Below are 16,632 nucleotides of genomic sequence, written 5' to 3'. Positions count from 1 at the left end.
GTGGGCCTGACCTGCGGCGGCACTCTGGAGGTCTTCGTCGAACCCGTCAATACCCGCACCTTCCCCGAACTGGCCGAGGTGATCGGGTCCGCGCGGTCCGGCATCCCCGTAGCCGTCGCCACCGTGCTGGACCACCCCCGGCCGGAGGCCGTTGGCGCCCATGTGGTCGTGCGCGCCAACGGCCACTACGGCAGCCTGCACCCGTCGGACGCCCCGCCCGGCCTCATGGACGGCGCGCGGGAACTACTGCGCAGGGGCGACAGCGGACTGCTCGCCTACGACACCGAGGAGGTTCGGGTCTTCGTCCGCCCGCTGGTGCCGCCGGCGCGGATGCTGCTGTTCGGCGCCGGCGACTTCGCCGCGGCGCTCGCCGCGATCGGCCGGACCATGGACTACCGGGTCACCGTCTGCGACGCCCGGCCACTGTTCGGGTATCGCCGAGGTGAGCCAGAAAGCCGCCAATAGTTGATCTTGGTGCGGCAGCTGGCGTCCGCTCAGCGTCGGGCGTCAGTCATGAGCACGTTGACGCGGTTTTCGTACTCGCAGCGGGCCTTGCGTTGCGCCGGGATCGCCGCAGTGCCGTCAAGGGGCTGAAGCGGTCGAGGAGTTGGCGGTGAACCGCGGGCACGGTGCTGACGCGCAGGGTGTAGCCCCGGCCGCGCCGTACGGCCTGGCCGTGGTCGAGCGCGGCCCGCTCGACGTCGTCCAGCTCGATGGCGCGGAGGAAGTCGGCGACCTTGCCCGGCATGTCGAGGGTGACAGGCAGCTCCGGGGTCGGGGTGCGTTCGTTGGCTGCGACGTGTTCGGGTACGAGATCGGCGATGGCGGTGCGGACGGCGCCGCGGCTGACACCGTGTGCGCGGGCCAGGTCAGCGATAGACCGGCCGTCGAGGTACGCGGTGCGCACGTCGGCGATGGTCTCGCCCGTGACGGCTGGTCGGCGTCCGCCCTTGTTGCCCTTGGCCTCAGCGGCCGCAGTCCGCCATACGTCAGCTCGCGCTGTAGGTCGCGCTGGAGTTCGCCAGCGGCCGCGAGGGTCTGGACCATGAACTTCACCGTGGACAGCAGCTCTCCGGTGCGCGGGTGGCGTGCGGTGAGGTCCAAGGCGGAGAACGCGCCGTCGTGGATGCGCAGGGCGAGACGATCGCGGTGAAGGACATCGAGCACGTCGAGGATGTGCCCGGTGCCGCGGACGAGGCGGAACATCTCGGAAATGTGCATGGCGTCGCCCGGCCGGGCGTAGGTGAGCAGCTCGGCGAACTTCGGGCGCTGGAGCGGGTGGAGGCGGCTGGAGGTGCCGGGTTCTTCCTCGAAGACGACCGAGTCCTCGATCTGGGCCTCGGCGAGCACGAGGTTCTGCCGGTCGGTCGACACCCGCTTGTAGACGAGGTTCGCCATCTCGCATCCTCTTCGTGCGGAGGGAACGGACCCTACCTGTCATCAAACCCTGTCGGCAGCCACCATCGGATCTCATTGGATCGGCGTCCCTAAATGTCCGGGTTCATTGAGCCTTTCAGCGTGGCCGCTGAACGGGTGACGGTGCTGCTGGGGAGGAGGGACCGCAACGCACGAGGCTCCCGTGCCGTTGAGGGAGGTGTTCGAAGTCTCAATCCATCGGCACAGGAGCCTCGTTGGTTCTCTATCCTGCCGCACTCGACCTGTCTCACGCCTTGGTCGCGTGGGTCACGATGCTCATCGTCACCCTTGAGGGGGACCGGCGATGCAAGCTCCCGCCGCACCAGCGTGCGCTGGTCGCCCTGGTGTATCTGCGCCGTCACGACACCCTCGCGCGCATCGCGGCCGGCTTCGGTATATCCGTCGGTACCGCTCACGCATACGCCACGGCCGTCGTCGGTCTGCTCGCCGGCCGGGCTCCGGGCCTGCTGAAGGTCCTGCGCGAGAGCGACCCGGACCTCGTGCTGCTGGACGGGACCCTCGCCGAGTGCGACCGGACCGGCGACGGCCGTGGGCCGTGGCGACTACCCGGCCAAGCACCGCCGCCACGGGGTGAACGACCAGGCCGTCACCGACCCCACCGGCAAGGTGCTGTGGATCTCGCCCGCGCTGCCGGACCGCACCCATGACCTGACCTCGGCCCGCCCCCACCGGATCATCCGGATCTGCGAGCGACAGGGCGCCCCCGCCCTGGCTGACCGCGCATACCAGCGCGCTGGCCCTTGGGTCACCACCGGGCTCAAACGACCACCCGGAGGCGAACTCACGCCCACACAGCGAACTGTCAACCGCGCACCGGCCCAGGCTCGAGCTCCCGTCGAACGCGGCATGGCACAGCTGAAGTCCTGGCAGATCTTCCGCAGAGCCCGCATCAGCCCCAACCACATGACCGTCATCGCCAAGGCCCTCCTCACCCTGGAGAGCCAACGCTGAAAGAGCTCCCTGCACGACTTGCAATGGATCCGCCAACAGCGCCCCTGTCCCGGAGCGTTTGGGCAGGCCACGCCGGACACCCGGCGTGTATGAGCGGATACTCACCGATCTTACCTTCTACGGCCACTTCGACTACTGCTTTGCTGGCTATTTTGAGGTACACCGGCCCCATTTGTGCCCCGGGAACGGAGTCGTTCCGACCGGCGAAGAAGAGGTTGATTCCTGGACTGTTGGTCGTGCTGGTCCGGGTTCGCAGCGTAACGGGCCACGTTAGCGTTAATAGGCTGATATGCAGGGGGTTGTTGTGGTGGAGTATAGGTGGGCGGCAGGGTGGGGCCTTGCCAAGGTGTAGTGGAGCGCGGGTCCTGCTGGCGGTCCTGAATATACTCCGGAAGCGAATTCTCGTGAGCGGCCAGGGTGTCGTTTCTCCGCGATGCTACCCATACCGCATCACGCGCGTGAGAAAGGGAGATCGCGGCCTCGATCCTGGTCTCATATAGACCCGCGGAAAACGCAGCCTCGACATCCTCTCGGAATCCAGGGGTACGATCATGGCCGACTCGTGCAACTGCCACCTCGTAGAGGGCGTCCTGCACAGTCAACCCGCGATCCACGTGCCGAATTATTTCATCCCTGCCTGATACGATGTCTTCCCGCATGTCCGGGAACTGGGCGAGAAGCGTCTCCAGGCGAGGATCCTGCAAATTGTCAGAATCGTAGCGCTGTTCAGCCTCGAACATTGCGTTGTCAATACCCATCTGCGGGATCAGTGCCACAATCTCATCATGCCTTTCGCGGGCAACCGTTTGAACCCTGGTCAGTAGACCTTCCGCTTCCCCGCGCCCAAGTTCGCCCTCCTCAATCAGTGTCCGAGTCTCCTCTGTAAAACTGTCAAGAAATTCTTGAATTCGGGGATCAGTGCCGTCGGTTGCAGGCATAAGCTCTCCTAAGGATTGTCCCGTAAATGATCTCCGGGTCGCCTCGGGCATGGTTGATCACGGTGAAGCCCGTTGATCTATCCGGTGAGGACGAGGTTGTGCATCCGGGCGATACCGAGCATAGCGTGGTGGACGCCGTCGCCTTTGAGGCGGCAGTCGCGGAGGATCTTCCAGGTCTTCATGCGGGCGAAGACGTGCTCGACCCGTGCCCGGACCTGCTTGTGGGACCTGTTGTGATCCTCTTTCCAGGCTGGGAGTTCGGTCTGGCCGCGCTCCCGACGGTGCGGGATGACGAGTCCGGTGCCCGGGTAACCGCCATCGGCGATCGTGAGGGTCTTGCCGACGGCGGCCTTGGCGCCGGACTCCTCCCATGCCTTGCAGTCGTTGCGGTTCCCGGCGAGCGGTCGGCCGACCACGACGATCAGGCGGGTGACGGCGTCGATGACGACCTGGTGGTTGGTGGAGTACCGATAGTTCTTCGACCGCTCGGCGATGGTGTGATCCCGGGTGGGGACCAAGGTGCCGTCCACGATGAGCACAGTGTTCTTGGCGAACCGCTTGCGGGGCCGAAGCGCGAGCAGGGGGCCGAGGTGGTTGATGACTCGGCCGGCCGTGGACTTCGAGACGCCGAACAACGGAGCGAGCTGTCGCAACGTCAGGTTGGTACGCCAATAGGCCGTGACCAATAACACCCGGTCCTCCAGCGGCAGGCTCCACGGCCGGCCTCGGTGGACTGCATCTGCTCCATCGCGCCGCAGTGTGGTCAGCAGCTTGCCGAAACAGCGCGGGCTCAGCCCTGCGAATGGGGCTATCCAGGACGGCTCCGAGGCCGTGATCACACCAGGCACGACAGAGATCATTTACGACCGGCACCATCTGGCGGCAGTCTCAGCCGAGGAATTCCTTCCAGAACGGCACGGACGCCTGCGGAGCCCAAGGCGCATCCTCGTCAACCTCACTGAACTCGCGGTCGATGTAATCGGCCAGATCGTGGCCGTAGCAGATGATGTCGGTTCCCCACACCGACAAGACCGGATGCCCCGGGGTGTGGCGACCCGCAGGTATGAAGCGGTGCGCGTATACGGGAACGAGTTGAGGCGCTTGCGCAAGTACCGCTCGGGTCACCTCCACGGCCTCATCATTGGTGGCGGGACGCGCCCTCAGGGCCGGATGCCAGCTGCCATGAGCGACGTCGGCCAGCACCTCTCGTGCGGGCCACTCCAGCCGATGGCGCAGGTCGTCTAGATCGATTGCAGATGAACACTCCGTCAGGTGTAGGTAACGTCTCACGCCCGAGAATGGTTCACTGAACCTCTTTCATCCTGAATAGCTGCAGTTCAGGAGTGTGTGGATGGCCTGGACGATGGTGCCGATGCGGCGGGTGGAGCATCTGGCTCGCTGGAGGACTCGCCAGGACTTCAGCTGCGCGAAGGCGCGTTCTCCCGGAGCCCTCAGGCGGGCGTGGTCGCGGTTGAACTGCTGGTAGTGCTCGGGCTGTTCGCTGTGGTGGTAGTACGGGGTGCGGATGGTGGCGCCGGCGCCCTGGTAGGCGCGGTCGGCGAGAACAAGGATCTGCCGGGTGAGGCAGGCCTGGACGATGCCGTGGGCGCGAGCCGCGGTCAGATCGTGGGTCCGGCCCGGCATCGCGCGGGAGAACCACAGCGGTGTGCCGTCGGGACGGGCGATGACCTGCACGTTCATGCCGTGCTTGCGGTGCTTCATCGAGTAGTACGGCTCGTCCGCGCGGATCCGGTCTGTGGAATCAGGGTGCCGTCAACGATGACGAAGTCGCCCTCGCCCAGGCCGGTGAGGGCTTCGTGGAGGCCGGGCGCCCAGGAGACCAGAACGTCCAAGGTCTCGTCCACGTACCGCCAGGCCGTGGCCTGGGATATCCCGAAACCCGCTCCGAGCTGCGAGAACGTCTCGTTCTTATGTAGATGGACCAGCGCGAGCAGTGCCTGCTTGAAGCAGCCGAGCTTGCGCCAGCGAGTGTTGCGGGCCCGGCGGTGCTCGTACAGCAGCCAGGAAACATGCTCAACCAGCTCATGCGGGACGTCGAGCGTGGCAGGATACGGAACCAACAGGGCCCCTTCGGTCGCCGGTGTGTTGAGTGGAATCACCACGCCAACGACCAGGGGCCCTGCCTCGTCACCACTCCCGCTGACCAGCCCATTTCACCCTCCAGCACAGGATGAAAGAGGCTCACTGGGCTCTTTCAGCGTTGCCTCTCCAGGGTGAGGACGGCCTTGGTGATGACGCTCATGCGGTTGGGGCTGATGCGGGATCCGGAGGATCTTGTGGGTGCGGGCGGCAGTCAGATCGTGGGTCCGGCCTGGCAGTGCTGGCGACAGCCACAGAATCGCCCTGGCCGGGTCCGTGACGACCTGCACGTTCACCCCGTGCCGTTTGTATTTCGGGGAGTAGTCGCCCCGGCCGTCGCCGATGCGGTCGCACTCTGCGAGCGTGCCGTCCCGGAGGACGAAGTCCGGGCCGTGTGCGCGCAGCCTCTTCAGCAGGCCCGGCGCCTGCTCGGCGAGCAGAGCGGTGACCGCAGTGACGTAGGCGTGAGCGGCGCCGACGGATATCCCGAAAGCCGCGGCGATACGGGCGAGGGTGTCGTGGCGGCGCAGATACACCAGTGCGACCAGCGCACGGCGGTGCGGCGGGAGTTTGCACCGCCGGTCACCCTCGCGGGTGACGATGAGCATGGTGACCCACTCGACCAGGGCGTGGGGCAGGTCGAGTGCGGCAGGATACGGAACCAACAGGGCTCCTGCGCTGTTGAGTTGAGACGTCGAACACCTCCCTCAACGGCACGGGGGCCCTGTCCGTTGCGCACCCCGCCCTCACACTGCCCCGTCACCCGATCAGTGGCCACGCTGAAAACGCTCATTGAGCACTCGCGGAGCCTGTCGTCATTCGTTCGTTTGCCGACATGTTGGCTGGTTGTGATTGATGAGTCATGGACGTGTGAACCCGGGTGCGCGGCGATCCGTTGTGCCGCGTAGACCGGCTGTGCCTGCTACCGACGGCCGACTTTCATCCCAGGGGAACGGGGGCTGAGCTGTGCAGCGTCAAGAGGGGTACCGCCGTCACGAGGACTGCCGCGAGGAGGGTGCGTTAGCTGGCTCTGACGTCGTTCAGCGACCCCTCCCGCCGCCGCTCACCTCCGGCTACGTCGGTGAGGTGGGGCCACCGCAGACCGTCATCGAACGTTTGGCGGCGCCAGCGATGGCCAATTCGAGGGGGGCAGTCCGCTCGCATCCGACAGGACGTGCATCGTGGAACCCGCCTTACCCCGGTCCACGGGGCTCGGACCGGTGAGTTCGCCCCCCTTTTTCGCCCTGACGTGGGCGGAGTCGAGGACGGCCCGGGACAGGTCGAGCAGGCCGGCGTCGTCGAGGCGGTGCAGGATCTCCTCGTGCAGCCGGCCCCACACCCCGGCCCGCGACCAGATCAGGAACCGGCGATGCGCCGTGGACTTCGATATCCCGAAGCAGGGCGGCAGGGCCCGCCAGGCACACCCACTGACCAGGACGTAGATGATCGCGGCGAACAGCGTCTCATCAGGTGTGTCCTGCGTCCCACCACCCTGTGGCACCTTCAATGGCGGGATCAGCGGCTTCGCGATCTCCCACAGCCCGTCCGGCACTATCCAACTCCACGCACCCCGCCCCATGACCAGCCCAACGACCAACTGACCATGTAGGACACGGTCTAAGAGGTCGTTTGCGAGAAGACCTCTAAGGTGCTCGATGAAATTGACGACTCCTCATTAAGGGCATCGACGCCAAGACGTTCGTCGCGGGCCATGTAAGCCGACCTCTTTTCTGCGACGGCAAGGAATAGGGAGAGAAAATTGTCCAGTAAGCAGGAGCGGAAAACAGGCCCGGCAACCGACCAGGAAAAGGAGGCAGCGCCTGATCCGGAGCAGCCAAGCACTTCTGCGGATTCGGCTGCGGATTCGGCTGCGGAAGCGTCGAGGGAAGCTGCGGACAAGATTGACGACATCGACGAAGTTCTTGAGGAGTTCGATAATCTGACGCTTACCGAACTCGGATTCAGAAAAGACGACGTGGTTGACCCTGCCAAGGTAGATGAAGCCATCGAGAGAAAAGTCAAGGGGTTCGTCCAGAAGGGCGGCCAGTAGCCAATGGTCCGGTTGGCATCGAAACCCGCGCTGGTTCTCAACGCTGAAGGACTTGGCGAACATATCGACTTTGCGAGTGAGCTGCTCGCCGCAGGCGTTGAGGTCGTTTTCCGTAGTATCGAGGAAATCGCTATCTACATCGGCCCCGGGGGAGTCCGTATCCGCGAGACGGTGAACGAGCGGGATCTGGCCGACTTCGGTCTTGTGCAAGTCTTTGCCTACCACCGGTCCACCGCGACTCTTTTGAATGCGCTCGCGGACTACCTCGCAGCTAAAGGTGTCCGCGCCGTCAACGTCGCAGGTATCGGCGCGCCAACCAGACTGTTCAAGTACGTACGGCTCGCCAACCGAGGGCTGTCCATACCATCCACGGTCTATCTACCACCGCGATTGCTCCCAGGCGCCTACCACGATCTGGCCATGCAGCTTGACCTGCCGTTCGTATTGAAAACGGTCACGGGCGGCAGACGTGGCAGAACGAGCCTCGTCGGCAGCGAATTAGCCTTCACCGAAGAACTCCGAGATACCGACAACGCACGCGGGTTCCTCGCTCAGGAACTCGTGCCACCTGATGGTTCATATTTCCTGCTCGTGTTGGGAGGCCACGTCTCGTTTGCCCTGCAGCACCGCAGCATGGGGGGCGGCGATCTACTGGCGAAATCGGGTTGGGAGGACGCCACTCTCGTCGACCCACAAAGCCTGGATCCGGAGGCACAAGAGACCGCTGTGCAGGCTGCGACGTCATTGGGGTACGACATCGCCAGTGTCCACCTCGTCCGGCATTGGACGACTGGGCAATGGTGTGTCCTGGACGTGAGCCCGAACCCACCGATTGGATGCGGCGGGTACACAGCCGACAAGGTCAGCGCATACTCAGCATACTTGAAAAGACGACTCACCAATCCTGATCAAGCGGATACCAACGGCTTGTTGGATCCCGACGTTACTGGGCTGCGGGCCCAGCCGTAGTGCGAGAAATCATGCCGCCTGGCCGTAGCTATCGTCCCCCGACGGACCCTGCTCGCGCAGCGTAGTGAAGTCGACGTCAGGCTTCGGGTCGTACGCCTCGGGCGCAAGGCCGAGCTCGTGCGTGGAGTACTCGCCGAAGCGGCGGATGTGCTCGGTCAGGTACGGCGAGACCTGGGCCAGGTCCTCCGGGTCGATCTCCCACCCCTCCTCCAACAGTTGGCGAACGATCTCCGCGATGTCCAGGGCGTTGTGGAATACCACCGAGTTCGTGAGCAGCGCGTTGGACTTCATCGCCTTCTCCTGCTCGACGGGGTCGTTGTCGGCGATGACGCCCTGGTTGCCGAAGCCGACCCACCGGGAGAACCGGTTGAACGACTCGACCTTGTTCGTGGCCGCAGTCACCCGCCGGCGCAGCGGGGCATCCGAGAGGTAGCGCACCAGCTGCACGGTGCGGATGACGCGGCCGACCTCGCGGAACGCGGTGTAGGTGGCGTTCTTGTGCGACCCCGACCGCAGCCGCTTGAGCAGCGTCGCCGACGAGATGACGCCCTCTCGAACGGAGACGGCCACCCGCATCAGGTGCCGGAACTGGGACTCGATCAGGCCCCAGTCGATGACGTTCTTCCCCAGCTCACCGAACAGGGCGTCGATGTGCACGTACTCGCTCTGCTTGCTCGGCCGGTAGAAGGTCAGGCCCTTCCAATTCCGGATCCTGGGCATCAAGTTGAAGCCCAGCAGGTGCGCAAGGGTAAAGACAGGCAGCGACTGGCCCTGCGTATCTGCATGCACGGTGGTGGGCTTGGCCTCGGAGGCATTTTTGAGCAGGCTCTCGATGATGTAGACGGCCTCCCACACCCCACACGGAATGAAATGGGTGAAAAGCGCAATTGCGGCTTGAGCGACGGGATGCCGGTGTCCGGGTCGATCACCAGGCTCTCGTTGTCCGAGTAACCGGCGTCCGCTGCCGCGGCGGCAGCCCGCAGCCGGTCCTCCAGTTGGCGGCGGAAGGCGGCGGCGTCGAAGGCTGCGGCCTGGTCCTCGTCCTCGGCCAGGCCGACCTCCACCAGGTAGGCGGGCAGCTTCTCCTCCACCACCTCCCACGGCAGCAGCTGGTCGCTCCAGTCGGCGTACTCCTCCGAGCCGACCACCGCGACGTCTCCGCTACGCAGCTCCTCGGCGAGGTAGGTGAAGACCATCGCCTCGAAGTGCGGCGGACGAACTGACCCGGCCTGCTCCTGTCGACCACGGCCTTCTGCCAGTTCTGCGTGGCGAACGAGATGTCGACCCGCTCCCCGTCCTCGCCGAGCGCGCTGATGTACTCGCCGCGGGCGGTCTCGTTGCGCTGCGAAACTGTAGGTGTGCGTCAGGGAGCCACCGGAGAAAGCCAGGTTGCGCCAGGGCGGTGACACGGCGAGCGGCATCCGGTCCCCGTCGTTCAGCAACTCCGCCGAGACCCAGCCAGGCATGGCCTCGGTGTGGGCGAGCAACGCGTCGCCAGCCGGCGGAGCGTCCGGCACGCTCGCCCGGCCTCCGACGAGGCCGCGCTGGAGCGCGCTACGGGCGGACCGACCGAGCTCGTCGAACTCGACGATCACGGCATCAGCGAGCAGGTCCCCCCACCTGCCGCATGCGCAACATGACGTCAGCACGATCGCCGTGTCTGCCTTTGGCTGGGGTAATGCGTTCAGGGATCAATGCATCAATGTTCAAAATGGTCACGATGTCATTCAAGCTACCTTACAGACATACAGCCACGGCCTGGCGATTCCCCATGACCGCGGAGGCACCACGGCGAATGGTCGGGCTGTGAGCGGCAGAGAAGCCTTCACGCGAGGACGAGACTCCAAAATCCGTACCGGCCGCCTGCTCCGGACCACGGCCGGCCTGAGTAATCTCGCCATCGGCGTCCACCGCGGCGGCGCTGACCGCGAGTTTGACAGTCCTGCATAACGACGAAGCTCCTGGCAGACGGTTTCTCGACCAGATCGCCCGTGTCCGTCAGGAGCTTCGTATGCTTGTCCACCCGTCCTCGATCGACCTGTCCCCCGCACACTGCGGTTCCTGGCCGGACGACTGACGGCCAGGCATCGGGACATCGGGACATCGGGACCCAGTGGCGACGGCTTCCCGTGGCACGTCAGGACCTGCTCGTCCTGGCCCTGACCGAGGCGATGAAGATCGTCCGGACGAAGGCGTTCGACGCCCTCGCCGCAGCGGACCTCAGGGGCTAACGGATCCTGCGGACACCACGCGTAAGCATGAGGTGGGAAGAGGATCTGTGAATGAACTGGAGGCCGGTGAGGTCCCCCTCCCGCGCGGCCGGGCCCGCCGAGTCGGCGGTGGTCGCACGAACGCCGGGGAACTCGACCCCGCAGTCGTCCCGGCCTTGCCGGCGCTGGCGGAGCCGGATGAGCCAAGGATGCGGACACTCCCGCACTGCGCAGGCGCTCCGCGAGCTGGAGATGGAACGCGACATCCTGCGCCGAGCGGTCAATATCTCGCGGGAGTGACCAGCTGGTGAGCCGCTTCCAGTTCGTCGCCGACCACCGTGACGCCTTCGGTGTGAAGCGGCTGTGTACCGCTTTGAACGTGGCGAGGTCCGGGGTCCACCGCTAGAGGTTGTCCCGTAACCGGTGGTGCTGCTGGTGCGTTGGTCGGGCATGGGTGGGGTGATCTCAGCAGATGATCCGAAGTGGATCGAGCCGTTTGCGGGTCTGACCGAGGTGCAGTTTGCGAGGCTGGTGGCACTGGTACGGCGCCGAGGTGGCGACGTTCAGCGTGGCCGACCATGGCGGCTGTCGCTCGAAGACCGGGTGTTGCTGGTGGCGACGTACTGGCGCACGAACCTCACGTTGCGGCAGGTGGCGCCGTTGTTCGGAGTCTCGAAGTCCGCTGCCGACCGCATCTTGGACCATCTCGCACCGCTGCTGGCCATCTCGCCCGCGCGGCGGCCGCGCAAGGACACCGTCTACATCGTCGACGGCACTCTGGTGCCCACCCGCGACCGCAGTGTCGCCGCGTCCAGCAAGAACTACCGGTACTCGAAGAACCTCCTCGTGTCGTACTCGCCGAAGAAGCTGGGCTTCTTCTAGAGGTTGTCCCGTAACCGGTGGTGCTGCTGGTGCGTTGGTCGGGCATGGGTGGGGTGATCTCAGCAGATGATCCGAAGTGGATCGAGCCGTTTGCGGGTCTGACCGAGGTGCAGTTTGCGAGGCTGGTGGCACTGGTACGGCGCCGAGGTGGCGACGTTCAGCGTGGCCGGCCATGGCGGCTGTCGCTCGAAGACCGGGTGTTGCTGGTGGCGACGTACTGGCGCACGAACCTCACGTTGCGGCAGGTGGCGCCGTTGTTCGGAGTCTCGAAGTCCGCTGCCGACCGCATCTTGGACCATCTCGCACCGCTGCTGGCCATCTCGCCCGCGCGGCGGCCGCGCAAGGACACCGTCTACATCGTCGACGGCACTCTGGTGCCCACCCGCGACCGCAGTGTCGCCGCGTCCAGCAAGAACTACCGGTACTCGACCAATCTGCAGGTCGTCATCGACGCCAACAGCCGCCTGGTCGTGGCCATCGGTCTCCCGCTGCCCGGCAGCCGCAACGACTGCCGGGCCTTCACCGAGTCCGGCATCGATCGGGCCTGCCGCGGCGCCCCGACCCTTGCCGACGGCGGCTACCAAGGCACCGGCCTCCTGATCCCGCACCGCAAACGACGAGGCCAGAGCCACCTCAGCCCCTCGCAGGAGGCAGAGAACGCCGTCCATCGCCGGGCACGAGCGCGCGTGGAACACGCCCTGTCGCGGTTGAAGAACTGGAAGATCCTGCGGGACTGCCGACTCAAGGGCGACGGAGTTCACCAGGCCATGCTCGGCATCGCCCGACTGCACAACCTGGCCCTCACTGGATAACTCACACTCCATACGGGACAACCTCTAGCCTCGCGCTTTCGCGAGGTGGGCTGTCCAAGAGATGATCAGAAACACGGAAAGTGCCCTTGACCTGCAACGATAGGACTTGCTGAGGGTCCTGTTGGCTGCAAGGAAAAGAGCACTTTCCAGGTGAGAGAGCCTATCTCGTCGTACCCGCGTGTCCGTGTCCAGGGAGACGGTCGGCAGGTGGTCTCGCAGGCCGGTGCGGTCCTGCTGCTGGAGACGGTCCGCAAGACGGGCCTTGACCAGGCGATATCCGCAGCCCTGGCGCCCTGGCGGAAGCCGCGGGCCGTCCACGATCCCGGGAAGATCCTCCTGGACCTCGCGCTGGCAGTCGCGATGGGCGGGGACTGCCTGGCGGATATCGGCATGCTGCGGGCCGAGCCGGCCGTGTTCGGGCCGGTCGCCTCCGACCCGACGGTCTCCCGCCTCATCGACACCCTCGCAGCCTCCGGGGAGAAGGCCCTGCGGGCCATCCGTTCCGCGCGGGCTGAAGTCCGTCAACGTGCCTGGCGGTTGGCCGGACGGGCAGCGCCTGATGCGGGCGGGGCGGTGACCGTCGACCTCGACGGGGTGCTGGTGATCGCGCACTCGGACAAGGAGGACGCCGCACCCACCTGGAAGCGGACCTACGGCCATCACCCGCTGATGGGCTTCGTCGACCACGGACCGGGCGGCACGGGGGAACCGGTCGCGGCCCTGCTCAGACCAGGAAACGCGGGCTCGAACACCGCGTCCGACCACGTCACCGCCGCCCAACTGGCGCTGGCCCAGCTGCCGAAGAAGTACCGGCGTGGGCGCCGGACCCTGATCCGCACTGACTCCGCGGGCGGCACTCACGACTTCGTCGCATGGCTCGCCCAGCGGGGACGGTGGCTGTCCTACTCGGTCGGCATGGTGATCACCGACGCGATCCACCAGCACGTGCTGAAGGTTCCGGCCTCGGCCTGGACGGCGGCCATCGAGACCGGCGGCGAGATCCGCGACGGCGCCTGGGTCGCTGAACTCACCGGCGACGTTCTGGACGGCTGGCCCAAGGACATGCGGCTGATCGTCAGGAAGGAACGACCGCACCCCGGGGCCCAGTTGAGGCTCACGGACGCGGACGGCATGCGGCTGACCTGTTTCGCCACCAACACCTCGGGCCGGCCGATCGCCGAGCTCGAGCTCCGTCACCGGCTGCGGGCCCGGGCCGAGGACCGCATCCGGGCCGCCCGGGCCACCGGCCTGCGGAATCTTCCTCTGCACCGCACGGCCCAGAACCGGATCTGGCTGGAGATCGTGCAGATCGCTCTCGACCTGCTGGCCTGGATGCCGATGCTCGCCCTGACCGGCAAGGCCCGTCTCTGGGAACCTCGCCGCCTGCGGCTCCGCCTGTTCACCACGGCCGGACAGCTCGTGACCACCGGCCGTCGGCAAATCCTCCGCCTGGCCCAGCACTGGCCCTGGACCAGTCACATCACTGCCGCCCTCGAACGGCTCGCACTCCTGCCGAACCCGGGATGAGCAGCGGATTCATCCGCCCCTACGAGAGAACCCTCCGGCCGGAGCAGTGGAACCCGGCGTCCATCCGAGACGACACTCGGGCCCTCAACCTGCCCAGCCTCAGCCCACAGCACGAAAACGGTCCACCGACTCCGTCGGCGGACCGTCACGCAAGATCGAGGCTAGCCATTGGCGCAGCCCGTCGAGTTGGTCCGCAGGACCGACAAGGCCGACGCGGATCGCCCTGGGCGCGTCGGCCACGCCGAGATCAGCGGGACCGTAGTTCGTGATCCCGAACCGTGGATCGATGTGCCGGGCCGCTCCCCCAAATTCCAGTTCTGGTTCGTCAAGGATCACCGAGCTGATCACCGGCCTCGCCTCGCACCGCTCGCCCGTCCCTGACGGGGCGTCCGCAGTCCTGCAGACCTGGCTTTGCTTCCAGGGCTTCTTCGCCGAGGAGCACCCTCGTCGCTCTCGCCGTCCTGGAGCAGGCTGAGGAGATCCTGGGTGTCCGCATCCGCGGCAGCCAGTACAGCGTCCAGACTTTCCTGCCCTCCGGCGGACGGGTCCTGGTCGTCCTCGGGTGTGGCCCCGGACGGCGCCGGCCCCCACAACAGGTCGTCGATACCGCGCTCGACCGTCATGGTGGCCAGCTCGCCGAACTGGACGGGCCGTGCTTCCGTGAACAAGTCGGCCTCCTGGCGCAGGTAGTTGGCCCACATGCGGGTCCAGCCTCGGACCGCCGGATGCCGGTCGAGACGTTTGATCCCCGCCAGGAGCCGGTCGGCGAAAGGGTATTCGGTGTACCCGTCGGTGGTGAAGCAGTAGTCCGGTTCCAGCTGGTAGTACCAGACACCGTCCAGGCGCCGGAATCTCATGCGCAGTGCAGCGTGGTGGTAGTAGCCGACGCGCTGTGGGTCGGACTTCGAGGTGTGCGGACCGAACACGGTCCGGCCGCGTGATCCGGGTCCCTTGCCCGCCTTGCGAGGCCCCAGGTGCGAGGTCGCGCGAAAGTGCATGTGCTTGCGGTCCTTGTGCCACCGCAGTTCCGGATAGGAGCCCTGAACGGTCCGGGAGAGCAGGTCAGCGAAGCGGTGCTGGGTGTCGAGGTCGTCGCTGTCCGCCCACTCTCTGGTCTCGTGCCGCTCGGGATCTCCGTCGCAGAGCACCCGCAAAGGCGAGTCCCGCAGGTCGTGGAACGACAGGACCAGGTTGTCCCGCAGGATCCAGCCGGACTCACGCCGGCCCTGCGTCTCCAGTGCGCCACCGGCCGCGCGGTAGTCAGTGAAGGTCGTCGGGGCCAGATGCACGGTCGGCGGCATCTCGATGACGGGCAGCAGGTTCGTGGTCAGCACTTCGGTGATCGACGCGGGCCGCAGGTACAGGCCCGTCGTCCGCGGCATCGCCAAGCGCAGCAGCGCCTGGGCGGCGTCCCGGTCGAAGCGCTGGGTGTGCTTGTCGATGTCCACGCGGCGGGCAGCACGGCTGACCGCGTCCGGGAACGCCGCCTTGACCTCCACCCACCACGCCTCATGACTCTCGGGGTGGGAAAAGACCAGGATGACCGGCGAGTTACCGGACAGCCAGTGATCAAGATCGCGCTGGTCGCAGAGATAGTGGAAGCCGTCGTCCGTCTCGCCAGAGAAACGCCGTTCCTGCGCCTTGCTCTGGACCAGCAGGGTCAGGTTCAGCACGGCGCGGCTGTCGGGGTCGACCAGATCGATGTGTCCGTCGATGCCGTGATCGACGCGCCGGGGATGGAAGAGGTGGCCCATCTCCAGGCAGCGTCGCTCGATCAGGGCGATGCCCTTCTCACCGATGAACGTCTGGCGCGTCACCGTCTTGCGATCAGCCATCGCCTCATCCTCCTTGCTGGACACGACCCGTCGGCAAGTAGCCGGCCGAGGTGCTCATTCAGGGTATGCGGCACCACTGACAGTCAGGCCCGACCGCATCCAGCGCTCCGCTGACGATCAGGCGTGGCGATGCCTGTGCCAAGACGATTTTCGAGATCGTCACCAACGACGAAAGCGAATGAGCGGCACCGGGCTGCACCAACTCGGCGTATCGGCTACTCGAACTTTGGGATGCGATTTCGCAGGTCAGCGACATGGTGAAATTCATACACTGAACCCGATTCGACCATCCGCCCACGGGCCTGCCGCCGGAGGCACTCGAACCTCTCTCCACGGCTTACTGCACCCGACTCAGACTCGAAGAGCCCCCTGGCGCGCGTCGACGCTGGCCAACTCAGCGAGGCGGTGTCGCCCGGGCTGTGCCACGGGGAACGCGCTGGTGGTGACGCTGCTGGTGCAGCTCGGGGTGGTGGCGGTGACGAGGCTGCTGAATCTGCGGCTGCCCCGGTTGGCCAGCTGAGACGCGGATGCTCGGCCGGGACCTGAGCGGGGCAGGTCGCGCTCGGTACGGCAGCAGGGCCCGGGCCACGTGTCGCGGTCCGGACCCTGCCCCGTGCGGTGCCGCCCTGCGGTGGCGGTGCGTCAGCTCTGTGCGGTGTTGTCGCCGGTCTGCCCGGCACCCTCGGCTGTGCCGGCCATTTCGCACATCTTGCGCACCAGCTCCGCCTTCTGGTCGGCGGCACCCTGGCGGTCGAGGTTGCGGTGCGGACCGTTGTTCTGCCGTTCGGCGCGGGACAGCTTCTTGCGCTGGCCGCCGCCCATGCCCACGGGGTTGTTGATGTTCTTGCTCACGGGTTCTCCCGGAATGTTGTGAAGTGATCTACGGATTAATCGGTGAGGAACGGCACAGCGACGTCGAAG

Annotated in this window: 13 protein-coding genes and 6 pseudogenes; 7 read left to right on the top strand and 12 right to left on the bottom strand. The window is 66.0% G+C overall.

Features of this window, described 5'->3' with window-relative positions; translation table 11 throughout:
* Nucleotides 1-465 carry an XdhC family protein gene (locus OIE75_RS33030; RefSeq protein ID WP_329473135.1) on the top strand — a complete coding sequence of 155 codons (465 nt, stop codon included), beginning with the start codon at nt 1-3 and terminating at the stop codon, nt 463-465.
* A 46-nt stretch (nt 466-511) separates the two neighbouring features.
* On the opposite strand, the gene OIE75_RS33025 is transcribed toward OIE75_RS33030, so the two are convergent.
* The gene (locus tag OIE75_RS33025; RefSeq protein WP_329474173.1) at nt 512-907 is read right to left on the bottom strand and encodes a resolvase; all 396 of its coding nucleotides are present in this window, start codon (nt 905-907) and stop codon (nt 512-514) included.
* Between the two features lie 125 nt (nt 908-1,032).
* Nucleotides 1,033-1,398, bottom strand: a pseudogene (locus tag OIE75_RS33020) (recombinase family protein); the annotation flags it as partial.
* Nucleotides 1,399-1,631: 233 nt separating this feature from the next.
* On the opposite strand from OIE75_RS33020, the pseudogene OIE75_RS33015 reads away from it, so the two are divergent.
* Nucleotides 1,632-2,388 (top strand): annotated as a pseudogene (locus OIE75_RS33015) (transposase family protein).
* Between the two features lie 110 nt (nt 2,389-2,498).
* Here OIE75_RS33015 and OIE75_RS33010 read toward each other — a convergent pair.
* The 6 genes and pseudogenes from OIE75_RS33010 to OIE75_RS32985 form a co-directional block, all read right to left on the bottom strand.
* Complete coding sequence (locus OIE75_RS33010) at nt 2,499-3,326, bottom strand: hypothetical protein (protein ID WP_329473134.1); 828 nt, start codon at nt 3,324-3,326, stop codon at nt 2,499-2,501.
* 77 nt (nt 3,327-3,403) lie between these two features.
* Nucleotides 3,404-4,174 carry a transposase gene (locus tag OIE75_RS33005; protein WP_329474101.1) on the bottom strand — a complete coding sequence of 257 codons (771 nt, stop codon included), beginning with the start codon at nt 4,172-4,174 and terminating at the stop codon, nt 3,404-3,406.
* A gap of 40 nt (nt 4,175-4,214) precedes the next feature.
* Nucleotides 4,215-4,616 (bottom strand): hypothetical protein, encoded by a 402-nt coding sequence (locus tag OIE75_RS33000; RefSeq protein WP_329473133.1) that lies wholly within the window; start codon nt 4,614-4,616, stop codon nt 4,215-4,217.
* Between the two features lie 27 nt (nt 4,617-4,643).
* Nucleotides 4,644-5,449: pseudogene (locus OIE75_RS32995) on the bottom strand (transposase family protein).
* A 159-nt stretch (nt 5,450-5,608) separates the two neighbouring features.
* Nucleotides 5,609-6,091 (bottom strand): annotated as a pseudogene (locus OIE75_RS32990) (transposase family protein); the annotation flags it as partial.
* A gap of 482 nt (nt 6,092-6,573) precedes the next feature.
* A pseudogene (locus OIE75_RS32985) lies at nt 6,574-7,005 on the bottom strand (transposase); the annotation flags it as partial.
* Nucleotides 7,006-7,185: 180 nt separating this feature from the next.
* Between OIE75_RS32985 and OIE75_RS32980 the strand changes: the two are divergent.
* Together OIE75_RS32980 and OIE75_RS32975 are read left to right on the top strand one after the other, a co-directional pair.
* A complete protein-coding gene (locus OIE75_RS32980) occupies nt 7,186-7,476 on the top strand; it encodes a hypothetical protein (RefSeq protein WP_329473132.1) in 291 nt (96 codons plus the stop codon).
* Between the two features lie 12 nt (nt 7,477-7,488).
* On the top strand, nt 7,489-8,445 hold the full coding sequence (locus OIE75_RS32975) for a hypothetical protein (RefSeq protein ID WP_329473131.1): 957 nt from the start codon (nt 7,489-7,491) through the stop codon (nt 8,443-8,445).
* Between the two features lie 9 nt (nt 8,446-8,454).
* Here OIE75_RS32975 and OIE75_RS32970 read toward each other — a convergent pair whose 3' ends face one another.
* On the bottom strand, nt 8,455-9,300 hold the full coding sequence (locus OIE75_RS32970) for a Tn3 family transposase (protein WP_329473130.1): 846 nt from the start codon (nt 9,298-9,300) through the stop codon (nt 8,455-8,457).
* 1,805 nt (nt 9,301-11,105) lie between these two features.
* On the opposite strand from OIE75_RS32970, the pseudogene OIE75_RS32965 reads away from it, so the two are divergent.
* From OIE75_RS32965 to OIE75_RS32955, 3 genes and pseudogenes are all read left to right on the top strand, one after another.
* A pseudogene (locus tag OIE75_RS32965) lies at nt 11,106-11,495 on the top strand (helix-turn-helix domain-containing protein); the annotation flags it as partial.
* A gap of 86 nt (nt 11,496-11,581) precedes the next feature.
* On the top strand, nt 11,582-12,349 hold the full coding sequence (locus OIE75_RS32960) for an IS5-like element IS1373 family transposase (protein ID WP_329474011.1): 768 nt from the start codon (nt 11,582-11,584) through the stop codon (nt 12,347-12,349).
* Between the two features lie 150 nt (nt 12,350-12,499).
* Nucleotides 12,500-13,876 carry an IS1380 family transposase gene (locus OIE75_RS32955; RefSeq protein ID WP_329472111.1) on the top strand — a complete coding sequence of 459 codons (1,377 nt, stop codon included), beginning with the start codon at nt 12,500-12,502 and terminating at the stop codon, nt 13,874-13,876.
* A gap of 99 nt (nt 13,877-13,975) precedes the next feature.
* On the opposite strand, the gene OIE75_RS32950 is transcribed toward OIE75_RS32955, so the two are convergent.
* The 3 genes from OIE75_RS32950 to OIE75_RS32940 form a co-directional block, all read right to left on the bottom strand.
* Nucleotides 13,976-14,224, bottom strand: coding sequence for a hypothetical protein (locus OIE75_RS32950; RefSeq protein ID WP_329473129.1), 249 nt, complete (start codon nt 14,222-14,224; stop codon nt 13,976-13,978).
* Entirely contained in the window at nt 14,221-15,711 is a 1,491-nt protein-coding gene (locus OIE75_RS32945) for a DUF4365 domain-containing protein (RefSeq protein WP_329473128.1), read from the bottom strand. The genes OIE75_RS32950 and OIE75_RS32945 overlap by 4 nt, the downstream gene beginning before the upstream one ends.
* A 642-nt stretch (nt 15,712-16,353) precedes the next feature.
* Nucleotides 16,354-16,563: a DUF6243 family protein gene (locus OIE75_RS32940; RefSeq protein ID WP_329473127.1), complete on the bottom strand. Its 210-nt coding sequence runs from the start codon at nt 16,561-16,563 to the stop codon at nt 16,354-16,356.
* Between the last annotated feature and the right edge of the window lie 69 nt (nt 16,564-16,632).

The organism is Streptomyces sp. NBC_01723, from assembly GCF_036246005.1.
Lineage (GTDB): Bacteria > Actinomycetota > Actinomycetes > Streptomycetales > Streptomycetaceae > Streptomyces.
The sequence above is the reverse complement of the archived record's forward strand: the minus strand, read 5'-3'. Positions and strand labels throughout refer to the sequence as shown.